This is a genomic window from Streptomyces sp. NPDC085460 (genome assembly GCF_044541975.1).
Taxonomy (GTDB): domain Bacteria; phylum Actinomycetota; class Actinomycetes; order Streptomycetales; family Streptomycetaceae; genus Streptomyces.
Genome location: NZ_JBITTO010000001.1, coordinates 341,129 through 360,491 on the forward strand (window position 1 = coordinate 341,129; position 19,363 = coordinate 360,491).

The 19,363-nt window shown below is 73.8% G+C and carries 20 protein-coding genes; 14 read left to right on the forward strand and 6 right to left on the reverse strand.

Going from position 1 to position 19,363, the window contains the following annotated elements:
- Positions 1–68: 68 nt before the first annotated feature.
- Complete coding sequence (locus tag ACIGHB_RS01575) at positions 69–560, reverse strand: hotdog fold thioesterase (RefSeq protein ID WP_399908605.1); 492 nt, start codon at positions 558–560, stop codon at positions 69–71.
- Positions 561–802: 242 nt separating this feature from the next.
- Here ACIGHB_RS01575 and ACIGHB_RS01580 point away from each other — a divergent pair, with 242 nt between their 5' ends.
- Positions 803–1,780 carry an aldo/keto reductase gene (locus tag ACIGHB_RS01580; protein WP_399908606.1) on the forward strand — a complete coding sequence of 326 codons (978 nt, stop codon included), beginning with the start codon at positions 803–805 and terminating at the stop codon, positions 1,778–1,780.
- A gap of 193 nt (positions 1,781–1,973) precedes the next feature.
- Here the strand turns inward: ACIGHB_RS01580 and ACIGHB_RS01585 are convergent, their stop codons facing one another.
- Positions 1,974–2,744 carry a LuxR C-terminal-related transcriptional regulator gene (locus ACIGHB_RS01585; RefSeq protein WP_399908608.1) on the reverse strand — a complete coding sequence of 257 codons (771 nt, stop codon included), beginning with the start codon at positions 2,742–2,744 and terminating at the stop codon, positions 1,974–1,976.
- A 153-nt stretch (positions 2,745–2,897) separates the two neighbouring features.
- The gene (locus ACIGHB_RS01590) at positions 2,898–3,806 is read right to left on the reverse strand and encodes a ScbA/BarX family gamma-butyrolactone biosynthesis protein (protein WP_360312393.1); all 909 of its coding nucleotides are present in this window, start codon (positions 3,804–3,806) and stop codon (positions 2,898–2,900) included.
- A gap of 571 nt (positions 3,807–4,377) precedes the next feature.
- Between ACIGHB_RS01590 and ACIGHB_RS01595 the strand changes: the two genes are divergently transcribed.
- The 8 genes from ACIGHB_RS01595 (at position 4,378) to ACIGHB_RS01630 (ending at position 10,473) form a co-directional block, all read left to right on the forward strand.
- Entirely contained in the window at positions 4,378–5,007 is a 630-nt protein-coding gene (locus tag ACIGHB_RS01595; RefSeq protein WP_399908610.1) for a TetR family transcriptional regulator, read from the forward strand.
- Between the two features lie 33 nt (positions 5,008–5,040).
- On the forward strand, positions 5,041–5,724 hold the full coding sequence (locus tag ACIGHB_RS01600) for a ScbR family autoregulator-binding transcription factor (protein WP_399908612.1): 684 nt from the start codon (positions 5,041–5,043) through the stop codon (positions 5,722–5,724).
- A 338-nt stretch (positions 5,725–6,062) separates the two neighbouring features.
- The gene (locus ACIGHB_RS01605; RefSeq protein WP_399908614.1) at positions 6,063–6,362 is read left to right on the forward strand and encodes a hypothetical protein; all 300 of its coding nucleotides are present in this window, start codon (positions 6,063–6,065) and stop codon (positions 6,360–6,362) included.
- Between the two features lie 81 nt (positions 6,363–6,443).
- Positions 6,444–7,352: an ABC transporter ATP-binding protein gene (locus tag ACIGHB_RS01610; protein WP_399908616.1), complete on the forward strand. Its 909-nt coding sequence runs from the start codon at positions 6,444–6,446 to the stop codon at positions 7,350–7,352.
- 62 nt (positions 7,353–7,414) lie between these two features.
- A complete protein-coding gene (locus ACIGHB_RS01615) occupies positions 7,415–8,176 on the forward strand; it encodes an ABC transporter permease (RefSeq protein WP_399908618.1) in 762 nt (253 codons plus the stop codon).
- 57 nt (positions 8,177–8,233) lie between these two features.
- Complete coding sequence (locus ACIGHB_RS01620) at positions 8,234–9,526, forward strand: sensor histidine kinase (RefSeq protein ID WP_399908620.1); 1,293 nt, start codon at positions 8,234–8,236, stop codon at positions 9,524–9,526.
- Positions 9,519–10,160, forward strand: a complete 642-nt coding sequence (locus ACIGHB_RS01625) for a response regulator transcription factor (protein ID WP_360312379.1) — start codon at positions 9,519–9,521, stop codon at positions 10,158–10,160. The genes ACIGHB_RS01620 and ACIGHB_RS01625 overlap by 8 nt, the downstream gene beginning before the upstream one ends.
- Positions 10,161–10,275: 115 nt before the next feature.
- Entirely contained in the window at positions 10,276–10,473 is a 198-nt protein-coding gene (locus tag ACIGHB_RS01630; protein ID WP_399908622.1) for a hypothetical protein, read from the forward strand.
- A 28-nt stretch (positions 10,474–10,501) separates the two neighbouring features.
- Here the strand turns inward: ACIGHB_RS01630 and ACIGHB_RS01635 are convergent, their stop codons facing one another.
- Complete coding sequence (locus ACIGHB_RS01635) at positions 10,502–11,014, reverse strand: GNAT family N-acetyltransferase (RefSeq protein ID WP_388881402.1); 513 nt, start codon at positions 11,012–11,014, stop codon at positions 10,502–10,504.
- 179 nt (positions 11,015–11,193) lie between these two features.
- Here ACIGHB_RS01635 and ACIGHB_RS01640 point away from each other — a divergent pair, with 179 nt between their 5' ends.
- On the forward strand, positions 11,194–11,451 hold the full coding sequence (locus ACIGHB_RS01640) for a DUF6479 family protein (RefSeq protein ID WP_399908625.1): 258 nt from the start codon (positions 11,194–11,196) through the stop codon (positions 11,449–11,451).
- A 12-nt stretch (positions 11,452–11,463) separates the two neighbouring features.
- Here the strand turns inward: ACIGHB_RS01640 and ACIGHB_RS01645 are convergent, their stop codons facing one another.
- Entirely contained in the window at positions 11,464–12,531 is a 1,068-nt protein-coding gene (locus ACIGHB_RS01645) for a mechanosensitive ion channel family protein (protein ID WP_399908627.1), read from the reverse strand.
- A gap of 377 nt (positions 12,532–12,908) precedes the next feature.
- Here ACIGHB_RS01645 and ACIGHB_RS01650 point away from each other — a divergent pair, with 377 nt between their 5' ends.
- On the forward strand, positions 12,909–14,525 hold the full coding sequence (locus ACIGHB_RS01650; protein WP_360312369.1) for an alpha/beta hydrolase: 1,617 nt from the start codon (positions 12,909–12,911) through the stop codon (positions 14,523–14,525).
- 223 nt (positions 14,526–14,748) lie between these two features.
- Positions 14,749–16,050, forward strand: a complete 1,302-nt coding sequence (locus ACIGHB_RS01655) for a serine hydrolase domain-containing protein (RefSeq protein ID WP_399908629.1) — start codon at positions 14,749–14,751, stop codon at positions 16,048–16,050.
- Positions 16,051–16,065: 15 nt separating this feature from the next.
- On the opposite strand, the gene ACIGHB_RS01660 is transcribed toward ACIGHB_RS01655, so the two are convergent.
- Positions 16,066–16,473: an NTP pyrophosphohydrolase gene (locus ACIGHB_RS01660; protein WP_399908630.1), complete on the reverse strand. Its 408-nt coding sequence runs from the start codon at positions 16,471–16,473 to the stop codon at positions 16,066–16,068.
- A gap of 533 nt (positions 16,474–17,006) precedes the next feature.
- Between ACIGHB_RS01660 and ACIGHB_RS01665 the strand changes: the two genes are divergently transcribed.
- Complete coding sequence (locus tag ACIGHB_RS01665) at positions 17,007–18,920, forward strand: sensor histidine kinase (RefSeq protein WP_399908632.1); 1,914 nt, start codon at positions 17,007–17,009, stop codon at positions 18,918–18,920.
- A 7-nt stretch (positions 18,921–18,927) separates the two neighbouring features.
- A complete protein-coding gene (locus ACIGHB_RS01670) occupies positions 18,928–19,362 on the forward strand; it encodes a roadblock/LC7 domain-containing protein (RefSeq protein ID WP_351105369.1) in 435 nt (144 codons plus the stop codon).
- Position 19,363: the final 1 nt, after the last annotated feature.

Genomic DNA, 19,363 nt, shown 5'->3' on the forward strand with positions numbered 1-19,363 from the left:
GGTTCACGGCGTGGGTGCACGGGGTGGGTGCGCGGGGTGGTTGCGCGGGGTGGAATCGAGGGGTGGGTTCACGGCGTGGCACGGCCGGTGGCGTAGGCCGTTCGCGGCGGCACCGCCCCGCCGGGGCGGCTCCGCGGCTGCCTCGGCTTGCGGCGCCGGACGGCGCAGGTCAGACGCGCGGTGCAGACGCGGTGGTCCGCTTCGTCGCGGATGCTGATCTCGTACGTCGCCATGGTCATGCGTTCGGCGAGGGGGGTGCAGACTCCGCGGAGGACTCCCGAGGAGACCCACCGGTGGTGCACGCAGGACAGGTCGATGCCCACGGCGTTGCCGCCGGGGCCGGCGTAGAGGAAGGCCGCCACGGATCCCAGGGTTTCCGCGAAAGCCGCGTTCGCCCCGCCGTGCAGGATTCCGAGGGGCTGCCGATTGCTCGCCACCGGCATGGTCCCCACCACGAGGCCCGGTTCGCATGTGACGATTTCGATTCCCATGCGCCGTGCCAGTTGTTCGGTCGCGTACGCCTCGTTCACGGGTATGGGACCGAGTGTCTCTTTCGGCATCGACTGCTCCAGTTTCTCCGACCGGATCTGCGTACCGGGAAAATTAGAGCACCGGGATTCGGGTACGGGAAGCGAGTGGCCGCTTGATGCCACCCCGGGGGCGGCTTCATGCCATGGGGCGGGATTCTTCGTGGCAGCTGCCTGCCAGGGGCCGTTCCCGTGGACGGTGCGGCCCTGTGCGGACGGTAGATTGCGCTCTGTCAGGCCGTCCGACCGGCCCGCAGGAGAGAAAAGGGTTTTCCGTGCAGAAGGTTTCGCTCGGCAGTCTCGAAACGTCCCGGATCGGTCTGGGAGCCATGTCGATGTCCGACTACTACACAGGGGCGGGCAGCGACGACGCGGAGGCCGAGCGGGCCGTCCGCGAGGCCCTGGACCGGGGGATGACCTTCATCGACACGGCCGAGATCTACGGCCCGTTCGTCAACGAGGAGCTCGTCGGCCGCGCCGTCGGCCGGCGCCGCTCCGAAGCGGTGATCGCCACCAAGTTCGGTCTCGTCTCGCACGCCGGCGCGGGGGCGGGCGTCCTCGACAGCTCCCCGGAGAACGTCCGCACCGCCGTGGAGGGCTCGCTGCGGCGCCTGGGCACGGACTACATCGACCTCCTGTACCAGCACCGGGTCGACCCCGGCACGCCGATCGAGGAGACGGTGGGCGCGATGGCGGAGCTGGTCGCGGAGGGCAAGGTCCGCGCCATCGGCCTCTCCGAGGCGGGCCTGGAGACGGTGCGCCGCGCGCACGCGGTCCACCCCGTCTCCGCGCTCCAGATCGAGTACTCGATCTGGACCCGCGAGCCCACCGAGACGCTGCTGCCCGCCCTGCGGGAGCTCGGAATCGGCGTCGTCGCCTACTCGCCCCTGGGCCGGGGTTTTCTGACCGGGGCCATCCGGAGCCGTGAAATCCTGGACGAGAATGATTTCCGGCTGTCCACCCCCCGTTTCGAGAACGGTAATTTCGAGGAAAATCTCAAGTTCGCGGACGAGGTCGCTTCCGTCGCCTCGGAGATCGGTGCGACAGCTGCCCAGGTCGCGCTGGCGTGGATTCTCGCGAAGGGTGACGACATCGTTCCCATTCCCGGTACGAGGCGCGCCTCGCGGGTCACCGAGAACGCGGCCGCCGCCTCGATCTCCCTCGCGGACGACCACGTCCGCCGGCTCGATTCCGTGAGTGCGCCCGCGGGTGAGCGGTACGCGGAGGGCGACCTTTCCCGCACCGGAATCTGACCTGATTCGGCGTACGCGGAGAACGAGGCGGAGTACGCGGAGAACGAGGCGGAGTACGCGAAGAATGAGGCGGGTTACGCGAAGAACGAGGCGGAATTCGCTCCGCCCGTTGCTCTCCACGCCGTGACCCACCGCGTCACCGCGGCGTCGCGCGGGTCCCGGGAGGCGTGTCGCCCCCGGGACCCGCGCGCGCTCAGATCAGGTGCCGTCGAGCGGCTTCCGCCCCGGCCTGGAAGCGGCTCTGGGCCCCCATACGCAGCATCACTCCCGCGATGACCCGCCTGAGGGTCCGCACGGACAGGCCCGTCCGCCGCGAGATGCCTTCGTCGGTGAGCCCCTCGGCGAGCAGCTGCAATGCCTCGCGCTCGCGCGCCGTGAGGCCGATGGGGTCGTGCGACGGGTGCCCCAACGGGAACCCGAGGCCGTCCTCCCAGGCGTTGAGCCGCCAGGCCGTGTCGAAGAGCGCCCGGTACGCGGCGACCAGCGCCCGTCCGCGGAGCAGCGTGCAGTGCCGCGTGGAGAGGTCCGGCAGGGTCGGCAGGACCGCGAGGTCGTCGTCGATGACGACCATCGGTCCCCCCGACCGGGACATGGCCCGCATCCGGGCCCCCGTGTCGGCCATCCTCCGGATGTGGCCGGCCAGGGCGTCGCAGTTCTCGGCCTCGACCTGGAGGAGGACGCGCACCCGCGCGCCGCCGGCGACGGCGTCGCTGCTCAGGGTCCGTACCTGCGCGAACACGCCTGGATCGTCGAGGAGTTCGGGGGTGAGCATCAGGCACAGGTCCCCGACGCTCGCGCGCAGGACGGTGTCTCTGACGAGGGCCACACTGGCGGGCCAGTCCGCCAGCCGCACCTCGGGGGGATCCGCCGAGAGCCGCTGGGGGTGCCACCCCACGACGGCCTCGGGTGCGGACGGGGAGCGCCCGCCGTCCCTCCGCTGAGTTGTCCGCTCCGTCTCCTGCATGATCTCCCCCTGGTTCGTGTGGCCCGCCGTCGGCGGACGCCGCCCGTGCCCGCTCGGCGCGGGAGAACGGCGCTCCGGCATCGCGGCGGCTTCCCGGCCGTGCTCCGGCGGATGCGGGCTCCGCGCCCGGTCCGATCCGGCGCGGGCACCGGGTCAGTAGCTCCCCGCGAAGTGGTCGACGGCGGGCGAGCGCCGCCCGCTGACGAGGGTCGTGAAGGCCGTCGCTCCGTCCTGGACGGCCGTGACGCGGGTGGTCACCTCGGCCGAGGACGCCTCGGAGAGCAGCTCGACCTCGACGAGGCAGGGGCTGCCGAGTTCGACGTACCTGTCGAAGACGCTGTCCATCCCGGTGATCCGCACCGAGTCCGGGTGGACGACCGCGAGCGTCGCCTGGCGCGCCGCTTCCACGAGGAGCATCCCGGGAACGTGGTCCGTCTCGTGGTCGAAGAGGACGGGGTGTCTGCCGTCCGTCCGCAGCCGGAACCGGTGCGGACCGTCGCCGGGCGCCAGGACGACGTCCCGGGGGCGGGCCCTTCCGACGCGGTCGGCCGGCACGGGGGCGGGCAGCGCGACCGGCGGCAGGGCCGAGCTGAGGACCTTCCGGTAGGGGCCGCGCAGGCGCGTGATGACGGAAGGGGAATGACTCGTGAAGCGCGTCGTCGCGGTGCCCAGCGGAGCGCCGTCGCGCAGGAGTTCGGCGGAGAGCACCATCGCCACGGGCCGGCCGCCCCGGCTCACGACGTCGCGGCACCGGACGATCAGGCGGAGGTCGGCGGGGGCCGTGGTGGCCCGCAGCGCCCCGGGTGTGACGGACCAGGTCAGGTTGTCCCAGATCTGCCGGTGGTCGTCGGGGGCTCCGTAGCCGAGGTGGCTGAGTAACGGTATGCACTGGCGGACCGTCTCGACGACGAGCAGGGGGTCGTGCGACCCCGCCACGACCTCGTAGAAGCCGTGCGACCGGGGCCACTGGGCGGTCACGGCGAACGTGTCGTCGCCCAGCGGCTCGTAGCCGGTGAGAAGGACCTCGCTGACGGCGGACTTGTGGACCAGCTTCCGTGACACGGGGGTCACTCCAGCGGTCGGAAGAGGAGGAATCAAGGACATGTGCAGTACTCCGAACCCTACGAGCAGATGCCTGCGTTCGATCGAGAGCACGAACGTCGTCGTCCGTAGATGGCCGCATGCCCTGCGGCTCATGAAAGGTAAAGGACGATCGTTTTTTTTGTCGACCTGGATCCGAAGGGTCACTTCAAGCCATCCGTCGGCCGAAGAAGCTCTCGGCCACCCTCGCTCGAACGCTTGATGGAGAGCCCTCGCGGCGAGGCGGCACGCCGCTTCGATCGAGCCGCGATTGGCTGAACTGCGCTCACTTCGCGCCGGTGCACCCCCTCCGCCGTGAGGAGCGTCACAAGGATTCCTGCTGCACGAGGGGGCGTAAACAAGGCGAACGTTCTGTAAGTTGCGGCCAGATCGAGCCGAGGGTGGCGACGTGGCGATCCGGACGGCGGCCCTTCTTTGTACAGTCTTTACCTCGGACGACATCGCGACGGGCCCTGGTGCCGCGGCCGGCGCGGCGCCGTCGGCGCCCCTGCTGGGAGGGGTGTGCACCGGCAAGGAGACAAGGGCCAGAGTCATGACACAAGAGCGGGCCGCACGGACACGGGCGACCCTCATCCGCACCGCCGCGGTCGAGTTCGACCGCCACGGGTACGCGGGCACTTCCCTGAGCCGGATCTCGAAGGCGGCCGGCCTCTCGACGGGTGCGCTCACCTTCCACTTCGAGCGCAAGGAGGACCTCGCCGACGCGGTGATCCGGCGGGCCGGCCAACTCGTCGGCGTCGCACCGGGGGAGCCGGCGCCCGTGAGGGCGGGGCGCGAACCCCTGGGCCAGATCGGTGACCTGGTGTCCGACCTGATGCGCAGCATCCACGAGTACGTCGAGGTGCGCTCCTCCATCCGGCTCGAACTCGACCGGCCGGACGCGGGCGTGACCTGGTCCGCGCACTGGTTCGCGACCGTCCGGCGGCTGGCCCAGCAGGCCCGGCTGAGCGGACAGCTGCCCGGCCGGCTGAGTCCCGAGCAGGTGGAGATGCTCGTGGCCCACTTCGTCTACGGGACGGGCTACTGGATCCGCGGCCGGCAGGCCCGGGTGCTGGAGGCGCCCCGGGAGGAGTGCGGTCGGCTGTGGGCCTCGCTCTGGGAGGGGTTCCTCGACTCCTCCCGGCCGCTCGGCGCGCCGAGCGTGCAAGTTGACATAAAATAACGATCGATCGTTTTTGAAGGGCAAGGCCCCCCGATGTCCAGAATCCGCCAGGAGCGTGCCGTCAGGACGCGTGAAACCGTCCTGCGGGCGGCCGCCGAAGTCTTCGACGAGTGCGGATACCATGCCGCCAGCATTCGGATGATCATGGAAAGAGCCCAGGTCACCCAGGGCGGGATGTACTTCCATTTCAAGTCGAAGCAGGAGATGGCCGAGGCGGTCCTCGCGGCGCAGCAGAGCTTCGTCGAACTCCCGGAGGGCCAGGACGGGCTCCAGCGGCTCATCGACACCAGCTACCACCTCGCCCGCGAACTCCAGGACAACGTCCTGTTCCGGGCGAGCGTCCGACTCGCCGTCGAGCAGCAGGAGTTCGGTGGCCGGGACGCCACGGCGTACGAGGAGTGGGCGGAGCTCTTCCACCATCAGCTGCTCGCCGCGCGCACCCGCAACGAGCTGCGCTTCGCCGTCGACGAGCGGGAGTTCGCCACCATCCTGATGGCCTCGTACTCCGGCGTGCAGCTCTTCTCCGAGATCTCGACCGGCCGGCGCGACCTCCTGGAACAGGTCGCGGCCCTGTGGCGGTACTTCCTTCCGGCGGTCGCCCGCGAGGAGGTCCTCACCCGCCTCCGCGTCACCCCGCCGCGCCCCGAGCCGGCGAGGGAGCCGGTGGCCCCGGCGGCCCCGGTGGCCCCGGCGGTGCCGCCCGCGCCGCTCGGCTGACCGGAAGGCCCGGCGGCGCGGCGCCGCGCCCTCGGCCGGGACCACGGGATCCGCCTCCCGCGGCCGGACCTCGTGGCGCTCCCCGCCGCCGAGGGACCGCTGTCCGGAGAGTGAGACGTCCCTCTCGAATCGCGGCGCGCGTGGGAAACTGTCCGCATGCTGCGGCGGCTCATTATCAGCGCCCGCGTGCCGGCACCGGTGTGACCCGGAGGCGATCCCTCCCGGCCGACGCCACCGCCCGCACGCAGACCTCTCGTGTTCCACGAGGGGTCTTTTCGTTTTCCCGGAACCCCTGACACGACGGCCCACCCGGCCGGCACACCTGGACAGGAACACCCATGGCACTCGACAGCTTCCTCCTCCCCGGCACCCCGCTCCCCGAAGCCGCCCCCGTCGACACCTGCACGCTGGTCGTCGCGCTCCGGGACAGCCCCGGGGCGCTGGGCCGGATCGCCGCCACGCTCGGAAGCACGCCCGTCCTGGCGCTGTCGTACGTCGTCACGGGGCCCGCGCGGGCACTCGCCGAGATCAGGCTGGAGCGCGGTCACGCGCCGCGCGCCCGGAGGAAGCTGAGCCGCATGGTCGACACCACGTACGTGTCGGATCCCACGGCCCTCCCGCCGACCCGGTCGTCGTAGCGCCATCAACCGATCGGCTGACCGCGGTTCGAGCGGGACGGCCGATACCGGACGGGGCCCGCTGGGCGCGATCGTGAGGGCATGCCGATGATCGAAGTGCGGGAACTGCGCAAGGCGTACGGGGAGCGGAAGGCCGTCGACGGCGTCTCCTTCTCCGTGGACGAGGGAGAGATCTTCGGGATCCTCGGACCCAACGGCGCCGGAAAGACCACCACCGTCGAATGCGTGGCCGGACTCCGGACCGCCGACTCCGGCGTGGTGCGGGTGGCGGGGCTCGACCCCGTCACCGACCACGACCGGATCACCCGGCTGCTCGGGATCCAGCTCCAGCAGAGCGAGCTCCAGGCCAAACTCACCGTCCGGGAGGCGCTGGAGCTGTACGCCTCCTTCTACGAGCGGCCCGCCGACTGGCGCGCGCTCGCCGCGCGGCTCGGGCTCGACGCCCATCTGGACGTCCGCTTCGGGAAGTTGTCCGGCGGACAGAAGCAGCGCCTCTTCATCGCCCTCGCGCTCGTCGGCGACCCCCGTGCCGTCGTCCTCGACGAACTCACCACCGGGCTCGACCCCCGGGCCCGCCGCGACACCTGGGCGCTCGTCGAGGACATCCGCGCGGGCGGGGTCACCGTCCTCCTCGTCACCCACGTCATGGAGGAGGCCCAGCGGCTCTGCGACCGCATCGCGGTGATCGACCGGGGCCGGGTCACGGCCCTCGACACCCCCGCCGGGCTCATCGGCCGCTCCGCCACCGCCCGGATGATCTCCTTCGCCGACGACAGCCCCCTGGACCCGACCGAACTCACCGCCCTGCCCGGCGCCGCGGACGTGACCTCCCGCGACGGCCGCACCGTCGTGACCGGCACGGACGCCACCGTCGACGCCTTCGTGTCCCTGCTCGCCCGCCGCGCGGTCACCGCCCGGGGCCTGCGCATCACCGACACCACCCTCGACGACGCCTACCTCGACCTCACCTCCGGGCAGGGACCCTCCTGAACACCGCCCGCCCTGAACACCGACGGTCCCCGACACCGCCCCTCCGCGACAGGAGCAGTCCCATGGCCACCACCACCGCACCGGCCTCCGCCACCCGCGCGGTCCTCAGGACCGAGGCCCGCCTCTTCGCCCGCGAACCCGCCTCCCTGTTCTGGGTGATGGTCTCGCCGACCGTCCTCCTGGTGATCCTCGGGCTCATCCCGTCCATGCGGGAGGTCTCACCCGAGCTCGGCGGCCGGCGCGTGATCGACCTCTACGTCCCCGTCTCCGTCCTCTTCGCCCTGATCATGGCCGGACTCCAGGCCATGCCACCGGTCCTCGCCGGCTACCGCGAGCGCGGCATCCTGCGCCGCATGTCCGCCACCCCGGTCCGTCCGGCCGCCCTGCTCACCGCCCAGCTCGTGCTGCACGCCGCCGCCGCGCTGGTCTCCGCGCTGCTGGTGATCGCGGTCGGCCGGGCCGCGTTCGCCGTCGCCCTGCCCGAGAACCTCCCCGGCTACCTCGCCGCGCTGCTCCTCGCCGCCGCGGGCGCCCTGGCCCTCGGTTCGGCGGTCTGCGGGCTCTCCCGCACCCAGAAGATCGCCACCGCGGTCGGTACGGCCGTCTTCTTCCCGACCATGTTCACGGCGGGCGTCTGGGTGCCCGTCCAGGCGATGCCGGATACGCTGCGCCGGATCGTGGAGTTCACGCCGTACGGCGCCGCCTCGCGGGCCCTCGACGAGGCGACGCGCGGCGGCTGGCCGAGCCTGCTCGCGGTCGGCGTGATGGCCTTCTGGGCGGTCGCGCTGACGGCGACCGCGATCCGACGCTTCCGCTGGGAGTGACGGAAGGGGCAGGGCGGGGGCGTACGGCGGTACGGGGCGGCGGAAGGGGTACGGGGCATGGCGGTGACGGTCGAGGAACGGTGGCGGCAGTTCCACCGCTGGGGGCCGTACGTGCTCCTCGGCACCGCCACGGCGCTCTCCGGAGCCACCGCGGGTGAGATGATGCCCGGGACCGAGCCGGTCGTCGCGGGCGTCCTGGTCGCCGCCGTCCTCGTCCTCCAGCTGTCCTGGCAGACGCGGCGGACGCCCGTACCGCCTCCCGGGAGCGCGGACGACCCCGGAGCCGACCCGCTCGTCCCGGACGCCCCGGGGCCCGCCTCCGCCGCCTACTTCGCGCTGCGCACGGCGCTCGCCTTCGTCCTCACCTGGCTCAACCCGTTCTTCGCCGTCTTCGCCTGCGTCGGCTATTTCGACGCCGTCCAACTGCTGCCGAACCGGCCGCTGTTCGTCCGGTCGGGGCTGCTCGCCGTCGCCCTCACCATGGCCGGCTCCCAGTCCGGCGGGCTGCCGCCGTCCTCCACCCTCCAATGGGTGGCCTTCACCGCGCTGTTCCTCCTGAACGCCGGACTCGCCACCGGCCTCGCGCACCTCGGCGCCAAGGAGACCGAGAAGGCGGCCGAACGCTCCGCGACCATCGCCCAGCTCGCCCGGACCAACGCCCGCCTGGAGCAGGCGCTCGCCGAGAACGCCACCCTCCAGGCCCAACTCGTCCTCCAGGCGCGGGAGGCCGGCGTCGCCGACGAACGCCGCCGGCTCGCCGCCGAGATCCACGACACCCTCGCCCAGGGGCTCACCGGCATCATCGCCCAGCTCCAGGCCGCCGACACCGCCGACGCCGGGCAGGCCCGCGTCCACCACCAGCGGGCCGCCGCGCTCGCCCGGCACAGCCTCGGCGAGGCGCGCCGCTCCGTGCAGAACCTGTCCCCGGTCGCCCTGGAGCACGACACGCTGCCCGACGCGCTGGAGAAGACCGTCGCCGGCTGGTCCGAACGCACCGGCATCAGCGGCCGTTTCACGGCCACCGGCACCGCGCACCCGCTCCACGACGAGGTCGCCGCCACCCTGCTCCGCATCGCCCAGGAGGCGCTGGCCAACGCCGAACGCCACTCCGGGGCCGGCCGCGCCGGGGTCACCCTCTCGTACATGGGCGACGAGGTCGTCCTCGACATCCGCGACGACGGACGCGGCTTCGATCCCGCCGCGCCCCTCGCCCGCGGCTCCCACGGCGGCTTCGGACTCGACGGCATGCGGGCCCGCGCCGCCCGCCTCGCCGGGGAGGTCGAGGTCGAGTCGGCGGTGGGGGAGGGCACGGCGATCTCCGTTCGCGTACCGCTGGCCCGCCATGACTGAGATCACCCTGCTCCTCGTCGACGACCACCCCGTCGTCCGGGACGGCCTGCGCGGCATGTTCGACGCCGACCCCGGATTCCGCGTCCTCGGCGAGGCGTCCGGGGGCGTCGAGGCCGTCGAACTCGCCCTCCGCCTCGACCCGGACGTCGTCCTCATGGACCTGCGGATGCCCGCCGGCGGCGGTGTCGAGGCGATCGCCGCCCTCGCCCGGCACGGCGCCCGCGCCCGGATCCTCGTGCTCACCACGTACGACACGGACACCGACACCCTCCCCGCCATCGAGGCCGGGGCGACCGGCTACCTCCTCAAGGACGCGCCCCGCGACGAGCTGTTCGCCGCTGTACGGGCCGCCGCCGAGGGGCGCACCGTCCTCTCCCCGGCCGTCGCCACCCGCCTCGTCAGCGCCGTCCGCCGCCCCGCCGAGCCCGTCGACGCCACCCTCTCGGCCCGTGAGCGCGAGATCCTCGTCCTGGTCGCCCGGGGCACCTCCAACCGGGAGATCGCCGCCGAACTCTTCATCAGCGAGGCCACGGTGAAGACCCACCTCACCCACATCTACGCCAAGCTCGCCGTCAAGGACCGGGCCGCGGCCGTCGCCGCCGGCTACGACCGCGGGATCCTCGGCCGGGGCTGACCCGCCCCCCGGGAGGAGGGCGTGGCGTCGCTCACGCCCCTGAACCGCTCCGTCCGCCCGACGGGTGGGTATACCCGTCCCGAGCCGTCGAAGGACGGCGGCGGAGGGGGAGACCGTGGCGGAGATCGTGGGAGTGGGGGTCGTCGTGTTCGTCGTCTGGGTCGTCGTCCGCGCCATCGGGCGCGACGGCTCGGACAAGAGCGGGGGCGGCGGAAGCAGCGGCGGGGCCGGCGGCGGCAGCAGCAACAGCAGCAGCTGTGGCGGCGGTTGCGGCGGCGGCGGTGGCTGCGGAGGGTGCGGGGGCTGCGGCTGAAGCCGCCGGGCGGCCCGCCGCCGCCGGCTCAGCGCACCAGCTCCGCCGCCAGCAGGTCCATCAGCAGACCGTCGTGCCAGGTGCCGTCCGCGCCGCGCTCGTACCGGCGCATCACCCCGACGGGGCGGAACCCGGCCTTCTCGTAGCAGCGGATCGCCGCCGCGTTGTCGGCGGCCGGATCGATGACCAGCCGGTGGAAGCCGTGGTCGTCCACGAGGTGCCGGGCGAGGGTGCGGACGGCGTCCGTGCCCAGGCCCCGGCCGTGCACCGACGGGTCGAGGAACAGATCGATCCCGGCGTGCCGGTAGTCCGGCTCGTCCTCGGAGTACCACTGGATCATGCCGACGATCCGGTCCTGGTACAGGATCGTCAGACAGCGCGTCGCGGGGTCCTCCAGGTCGGAGGCGACCTCCCCGGCCAGGTCGTCCGCGCCCCGCCAGCGGGCCCGCACCTCGGGCGTGGCGCGGACGGCGGCCAGGGCGGGGACGTCCGCCGGGACGGCGGGACGCAGGACGACGGCGGCACCGTACAAGTCGCTCATGCCCCCAGCTTGCCCGACACCCGGGCCGCACGTCCGGGGTACGTACCGCCGGCGCCGGTACGTCGGTGGTCGCCGCCGCGTTTGTCGTCACCGCTACGGGAGAGACGCGTCGTGTGTCCTGGCGCGCGAGGCTCGCCCGAGAGCCGCGACGCGCGCCCGCCCTCGACCGGAAGGCGCCCATGACCAGCGCATCCCTCTCCACGGCCGCACCCGTCCTCGCCTCGGCGGGCTCGAACGCCCTGGCCTTCGGCCTCGTCATCGGGGCCGTCGTCGTCGCCCTCCTCCTCGCCGCCTTCTGGTGGGGCTCCCGCCGCGCGGCGCGCCGTCGCCGGTCCCAGGCAGACCCCACGGCCGCGCAGCCCGCGGCACCCCGCGACGACTCCTGGTCGACGCCCGACGAGCGGCGGGAGCACGGCGACGGCGACGTCCGGGGCTGACCGGGAGGGGCCTCAGCCCGTCACCGGGGCCGGTCCGTCCCCGCCGTCCGGCGGCGGGGACGTGACGATCCTCGGGAGCGCGGCCGGGTGCTCCCTGGCGAGCCAGCGGACCAGCTCCTCGCGGACCGCGCAGCGCACGGTCCACAGCTCGTCCGGATCCTTCGCCGTGACCAGCGCGCGGACGGTGATGCCGGTGGGCGAGGTGTCCGTGACGGAGAGGTCCCAGCCGCGTCCGTCCCAGCCGGAGCACGAGCCGAGGAAGTCGCGCAGATGGGCCCGGAGCTCCGCCACCGGAGTGGCGTGGTCGCAGTGGACGAAGACCGTGCCGGTCATCTCGGCGCCGCCCCGGGACCAGTTCTCGAAGGGGCGTGAGGTGAAGTACGAGACCGGCAGGGTCACCCGCCGCTCGTCCCAGGTGCGGACGGTGAGGAAGGTGAGGGTGATCTCCTCGACCAGGCCCCACTCGCCGTCGACGACGACCGTGTCGCCGATCCGGACCATGTCGCCGAAGGCGATCTGGAAGCCTGCGAAGAGGTTGCCGAGCGTCGACTGCGCCGCCACGCCGGCCACGATCCCGATGATCCCGGCCGAGGCGAGCAGCGACGTGCCCAGCGCCCGGAACGACGGGAAGGTCACGAGCGCCACCGCGCAGGCGACCACCCCGACGGCCACCGACATCACGCGGGTGATGAGCGTGACCTGGGTCCGCACCCGGCGCACCCGCGCCCGGTCCAGGGTGCGGCCCGCGTAGCGCGCGTACGAGGACTCCACCAGGGCGGTGGCGACCCGGACCGTCAGCCAGGCGCCGCTGCCGATCAGGCAGAGCACCCGGACCCGGGCGGCGAGACCGGCGTGGTCCTGCGCCGGCGCCCAGTCGGTGACGCGCACCGCCCAGCCGAGCAGGGCGGTGAACAGGACGACGAACAGCGGTGTACGGCAGCGGCGCAGCAGCCCCCACAAGGGCGTGCCGGGGCGCCGGGCGTCCGCCCGGCGGGCCGTCAGGTCCGCCGCGCGGACGACGGCGTACGCGACGAGCGCGGAGCCGCACAGGGCGATCAACAGCCGCAGCGAGTTCTCCATGCCCTCCGCCTGACCGCCGCCGCCCCGGCCAAACAATTCGGTGACGGACGGGGCCACCCGGCCCCGCCCGGACGCGAAGGCGGGTGGGCTCGAAGGCGGGTGAACGCGAAGGCAGGCGGACACGGAAGCAGGCGGACGCGAAGACGGCGGACGCGAGGACGGTGGACGCGAAGACGGCGGGGGCGAGGACGGTGGACGCGAAGACGGCGGACGCGATCGCGGGCGTACGCGTTCGCCTCCGCAAGGACCATTTCGGCGCACGCGCCTCCTCCCTGAGGCGTACACGATCCGCTCCTCGCGCGGGATTCCGTACCGACCCGATCCGCGAAAGGGTGCTGCGGACCGATCCCTCCGCACCCACGAGGAACTGACGCCCTGTGCGCACCCGGATAGCCTCCGTCGTGGCCGTCACCGCCGCCGCGACGCTCCTGCCCGCCCTGACCCCCGCCGTCGCCGCACCCGCCCCCGCGCGGGCCTCGGCGGCGGCCACCGCCACCGCCACCGCCGACGCGTTAGCGCCGTACCTCCGGCAGAAGCCCCGCTGGGCGCCCTGCGACCCGCAGGCGCCCGCCGACCTCGAATGCGCCACCCTCAAGGTCCCCCTCGACTACGGCGACCCCGCCGGCCGCAAGCTCGACCTCGCGATCTCCCGGGCGAAGGCCACCAGCCCCCGGGACCGGCGAGGCGTCCTGCTCCTCAACCCGGGAGGTCCCGGCGGCCCCGGCCTCGACATGCCGCTGTGGATGGCCCCGCAACTGCCCGACGCCGTGAAGCGGACGTACGACCTCATCGGCTTCGACCCGCGCGGCGTCGGCCGCAGCTCCCCGGTGAGCTGCGGCCTCACCGGCGACGAGCTGAACTGGCAACGCCCCTACAAGGCCGCCTCGTTCGACCGGGACGTCCGCTGGGCGCGGACGGTGGCCGAGAAGTGCCGGGCGCGGAACGGCGCCGTCCTGCCCCACCTGACCACGCGCAACACCGCCCGCGACATGGACGTCGTCCGCGCCGTCCTCGGCGAGCGGAAGATCTCGTACCTGGGCTACTCCTACGGCACCTATCTCGGCGCCGTCTACACCCAGATGTTCCCGCAGCGCGCCGACCGGTTCGTGCTGGACAGCGCCGTCGACCCCGCGCGGATCTGGCGCGGCATGATCCAGGTGTGGGCGGAGGGCGCGGAACCGGCGTTCGCCCGCTGGGCGGGCTGGACCGCGCGGCGGGACGCCACGTACCGGCTCGGGGACACCCCCCGGGAGGTCCGCGCCGCCTTCTGGAAGCTGGTCGCGCGCGCCGACCGCGCCCCGATCGAATTCGAGGGCCAGAAGCTGACCGGCGACGACATCAGGGCCGGCGCCCGGGCCTCCTTCTTCGACCCGGAGGCCGCCGCCGACCTGGTGGTCCGGCTGAGGACCGCCGCCGAGGGCGGCACCCCGTCGCCGGCGCCGTCCCGGCGGACCGCGCCGGAGCGCCCCGCCCCGCCGTCGTTCGCCGCGACGCCCACGACCTGGGCCCGGGCCGAGGTCCCCGCCGACAACATGGACGCGAGCTTCTGGTCCGTCGTCTGCGCCGACACCCGTGCCTGGCCGCGCGACCCGGAGCGGTACCGCCGTGACGCGATCCGCGACAAGGCGGCGTACCCGCTCTACGGCGACATCGCCTCCCACATCAAGCCGTGCGCGTTCTGGCCGGCCGGCGACGAGCCCGCCACCCGCGTGAACAACGCGAGCGGGGCGCTGATCCTGCAGAACGAGTGGGACTCCCAGACGCCGCTGGTCAGCGGTCAGGGCCTGCGCCGGGTCATGAAGGGCGCCCGCATGGTCACCGTCCTCGGCGGCCAGGGGCACGGCGTGTACGGCTCCGGATCCTGCGCCGACGCCCCCGCCACCGCCTATCTGACGACGGGCCGGCTGCCCTCGTCCGACGTGACGTGCGCGGCGGCGCCGCAGCGGGCCGGCGCCGAGCCGAGGCTCCCGCTGCCGTCCCCGCAGGGTCTCTGACCGGAAACGGGACCGGGGCCTTCCCGTCTCGGGGAGGCCCCGCACCACCGGAACGAAGGATTTCCGGGCGTGTGCCCCGCGCCCGGGAACCCTTCGCCGCCGCGGACCCTCATGATCAGTGGGCACGGGGGCACGGCCGGCTTCACCGGCGCGTGTGCCCGGCCCCGCGGCCACGGAGGGCGTGCGCCGCGCCGAACACCACGTGAGCAGCCGAGGATTCACCGTGCCCCTGACGTCCCACCGCCGTCTGACCACCGGCGCCGCCGCCACCCTGATCGCCGCGCTCGCCGCCGGACTCGCGCCCGCCGCGACCGCGACCGCCGCGCCCCTCCCCGCCGCCTCCACCGGATCCGCCGCCTCCGCCGCGACCCCGGCGACCCCCGCCCCCGACCTGGCCGGCGTCCGCGCCGCCCTGGACGCGGCCATGGCCCAGGGCGCCCCGGGCGCGATGGCGCGCTTCACCGGTCCCGGCGGGGTCGAGAGCCTGACCGCGGGCGTCCGCGACCGCGCCTCCGGGGCGCCGATGGACATCCACGCCCGCTTCCGGATCGGCAGCGTCAGCAAGACCTTCTCGACCGTCGTCCTGCTCCAGCTGGTGGAGGAGGACCGGCTGGAGCTGGACGCTCCGGTCAACCGCTACCTGCCCGGGCTCCTGCCCGACGACCGGATCACGGTCCGCCACCTCCTGACCCACCGCAGCGGCCTCGCGGACTACACCAACGCGATGTTCGCCGACACCGTGCCGGGCTTCGAGGCCGTACGGAACCGGGTCTTCACCTACCAGGAGCTCGTCGACCTCTCGCTCGCCGAGCCGCGCACCACCGAACCCGGCGTCTCCTACCGCTACTCGAACGCCAACTTCGTGGTCGTCGGCATGCTCATCGAGAAGCTCACCGGCAAGCCGGTCGACCGCGCCTACGAGCGCCGCATCTTCAAGCCGCTGAAGCTGCGCGACACCTCCTACGTCCACCCCGACACGCGCATCAAGGGCCTCCGGGTCCGCGGCTACCTGCACCCGGACGCGGCCGGCGAGCCGCTGGTGGACTCCACCGAGCAGACCGTCTCCTGGGCGCAGTCGGCCGGAGCCGTCATCTCCACCCCCGCCGACCTGAACACCTTCACCAGCGCGCTCATGCGCGGCCGGCTGCTCTCCCCGGCGATGATGGAGGAGATGACGACGGTCACCCCGACCGACACCACCGACACCCGTTTCTACGGGCTCGGCCTGCGCCGCTACGACCTGTCCTGCGGCGCCCAGGTGTTCGGCCACACCGGCACCGTGCAGGGCTACTACACGTACGCCTTCTCCACCCGCGACGGCCGGCGCAGCCTGTCGGCGGTCGCGAACACCTCCAACCGCGGTGCCGCCAACACGGCGCTCGGCGGCACCCTGGAAGCGGCCTTCTGCGGCCCGAAGCCGGCGCCGAAGCCCGCGCCGAAGGTGTCCGCGCGCGGCGGGTCCGCCGCCGCGACCGCCGACAGCGCGCCGCTGCCCGCCGAGCGCGACCTGCCCGAGCGCCACTGACCCCGCGGGCCGGCGCTAGGCGTTCCCGCCGGTCGTACGGGGGAGGCTGCGGGGCCCCGCGCAGCGGGCCCCCGTCTCCTCCACCCGCCGGCGCAGCTCACGGTCGGCCGTGATCACCAGACACGGCCGGCCGTCGGCGTTCCGGGCCAGCTCGGCGATCAGGTCGTCGCCGCTGCCCTCCGCCTCCTCCACCCGGACGCCCGGCACGGACGCCACCCCGCGGGCCCGTCCCTCGACCACCAGCACGATCTCGTACGGCCCCGGCCACGGCCCGTCGGCGGGCCCGCCGGCCGCCGCGAGCCGGTCCCGCAGGCGCTCCGCGGCCCCGCGCCGGTCGCGCCACCACCCGTCCGGCACGGATCCCACGACGTTGGCCCCGTCCACGACGAGCAGGGGACGGGGCGAGGGGGCTTCGGCGCTCATGGCACCAGCATGGCAGCCCCGGCGCCGGCCCGGGGCGCACGGCTCTCACCGACGGTCACGGAGCCGGGGCGGCGCGACCGGCGTCCGGCGGCGGAACGCGACGCTCCGGACGTGTGCACGCTGCGTGACGAGCGGGGCGGGGAAAGGCCGGACCGCGCCCTTCCGGGGATTCCGGTCCGCCCGGGACCTGAGACGTTTCCGCAGCGGAAAGAGGTCAATTGGCGCCTCCGCCCTCTTTCGTATGGTTCCGCTCGCGGCAATTCGCCTGCCGGTAGGGCGACTTTCGGCCAATCGATCTCAGCCGCCCATGGCGGCCCCGATAGCAGACTCCGCAGGTCTACGGGCAGGTTTGCCAACTGCGGACCCCGCGCGAACGGTTGACGACTACTCTGTGTGGTCGGTGATCATCGGTAGGCTCATCGCACCTGCCGTCCTCACCTGAAGCACCATCAGCAGCCCCCGCACACCCCCAGCCATCCGTACCCCCAGTACCCCTCAGTACGCCGAATTCCGGGCACGTACCAAGGACATCCATGTCACAACTTCGCGCACCCGCCCCGCGGTCCGACCGCCGCGAGGGCGGGCGGCACGGCCGTTCGGGCGCTCGCACCTCGACCACCGGCACGACTCAGGCCAGGCCCGCGACGGCCACCCCCGCCGACGTCCGCATACGCCCCCAGCTGCTGCGCGCCTCGGTCCTCCCCGCCGTCGCCGTCGCCCTCGGCGGCGCCGCCGCCGTCCTCTTCACCCTCCGCTCCACCGGCACGAGCCCGACGCCCGGCCTGTGGGCCGCGCTCACCGGAGCCGCCGCCCTCGCCATCGCCTCCGTGACGGCCGCCGCCCTCGGCGCCGACCGGGCCGCCCGGGCCGTCCTCGCCCGGGTCTCCGGCGTCCGCCGCGACGCGACCCGGGACCAGGGCGAACTGCGCACGATCGTCGAGCAGTTGCGCCGCGGCGAGGACCTCGCCCCCCGGCCCGCCCTCCCCGACACCACCGGCGGCGACGAGTTCGACCGCCTCGGCGCCGAACTGGCCCGCTCCCACGAGGCGGCCGTCGCCGCCGTCGTCCAGGCGTCCCGGCTCTCCAGCAGCGTCGGCAACGAGCAGAAGGTCGAGGTCTTCGTGAACCTCGCCCGCCGGCTCCAGTCCCTCGTCCACCGCGAGATCCAGCTCCTCGACGAACTGGAGAACGAGGTCGAGGACCCGGAGCTGCTCAAGGGCCTCTTCCACGTCGACCACCTGGCCACCCGCATCCGCCGCCACGCCGAGAACCTCGCCGTCCTCGGCGGCGCCATCTCCCGCCGCCAGTGGTCCAACCCGGTCACCATGACCGAGGTGCTCCGCTCCTCCATCGCCGAGGTCGAGCAGTACCCCCGGGTCAAGCTCGTCCCGCCGATCGACGGCACCCTCCGCGGCCACGCCGTCGCCGACGTCATCCACCTGCTCGCCGAACTCGTCGAGAACGCCACGGTGTTCTCCGCGCCCAACACCACCGTGCTGCTGCGCGCCCAGTACGTCACCGCCGGCCTCGCCATCGAGGTCGAGGACCGCGGCCTCGGCATGCCGGTCACCGAGCAGAACAAGATGAACGCCCTGCTCGCCGACCCCGACCAGGTCAACGTCGCCCATCTGCTCCAGGACGGCCGCATCGGCCTCTTCGTCGTCTCCGCGCTGGCCCGGCGCCACGGCATCGCCGTCCGCCTCCAGTCGAACATCTACGGCGGCATCCAGGCCGTCCTCGTCCTCCCGCAGGGCCTCCTCGGCGCCGACCCCGAGGGCCTCGCCCAGCACGAGCGGCAGAACGCGGCGGTCACCGGCGGAGGCACCCCGCCGCCGCCCCAGCAGCCCCAGCAGCCCCAGAGCCGGCCGCAGCCGCAGCCCCAGCCGCAGCACGACCGGCCCCAGACCGACCGGCCGCCGCACCCCGGGACCGACGCCCCGGCGCCGTTTCCGCCCGCCGGGGTCCCCGCCCCCGCGACCGCGCCCCTGGAGGCCCCGGCCCCCGCCGCGTACCCCTACCAGGCCCCCGCGCCGGCCGCATCCCCCGCGCCCGTCGCACCGGTCGCACCCGCCGCGCCCGTCGCTCCGGAGCGGCTCGCCGCCCGGCCCGAGGAGCCCCTCGGCCCGAACCCCTACGTCCCCTCCGGCACCGGAGCGGCGGGCGGGTACGCGGACCACGGCGCCGCCCCCGCGGGCTTCGGCGCCGCCGTACCGCCGGCGCCCCCCGCGCCGCGCGCGGAGGCGCCCGGCCGGCCCGACCTGCCCAAGCGGCGCGCCCAGGAGCACCTGGTCCCGCAGCTGCGCGACCAGCCGCAGGGCCGCGCCGCCGAGGACCACGCCCTGCACGACCCCGGCCTGATGGCCGCGTTCCAGCGTGGGATCGGCCTGGCCGAATCCCAGCCCACCCCCCAGGAGTCGCTGCGTCACGGCGACGCGCACAAGGAGTAGATACACGATGGCGAGCAATGTGCCGACCGGCCATTCCTCGGATCTCGACTGGCTGTTGAGCGGTCTGGTCCAGCGGGTCCCGTACACCCGCAGCGCGGTCCTGCTCTCCTCCGACGGCCTGGTGAAGTCCGTACACGGGCTCGACCCCGACGCGGCCGACCACATGGCGGCCCTCGCCTCCGGGCTCTACTCGCTCGGCCGCAGCGCCGGCGTCCGGTTCGGCGACGGCGGCGAGGTCCGCCAGGTCGTCGTGGAGCTCGACTCCACCCTGCTCTTCGTGTCCACGGCGGGGTCCGGCACCTGCCTGGCCGTGCTCGCGGGCCGGGAGGCCGACGCCGCCGTCCTCGGCTACGAGATGGCGATGCTGGTCAAGAGCGTCCGCCCGTACCTCGTGACCCCCGCCCGGCAGGCGGCCGCAGCGGCGGGTGGCGCCGGTCAGTGAA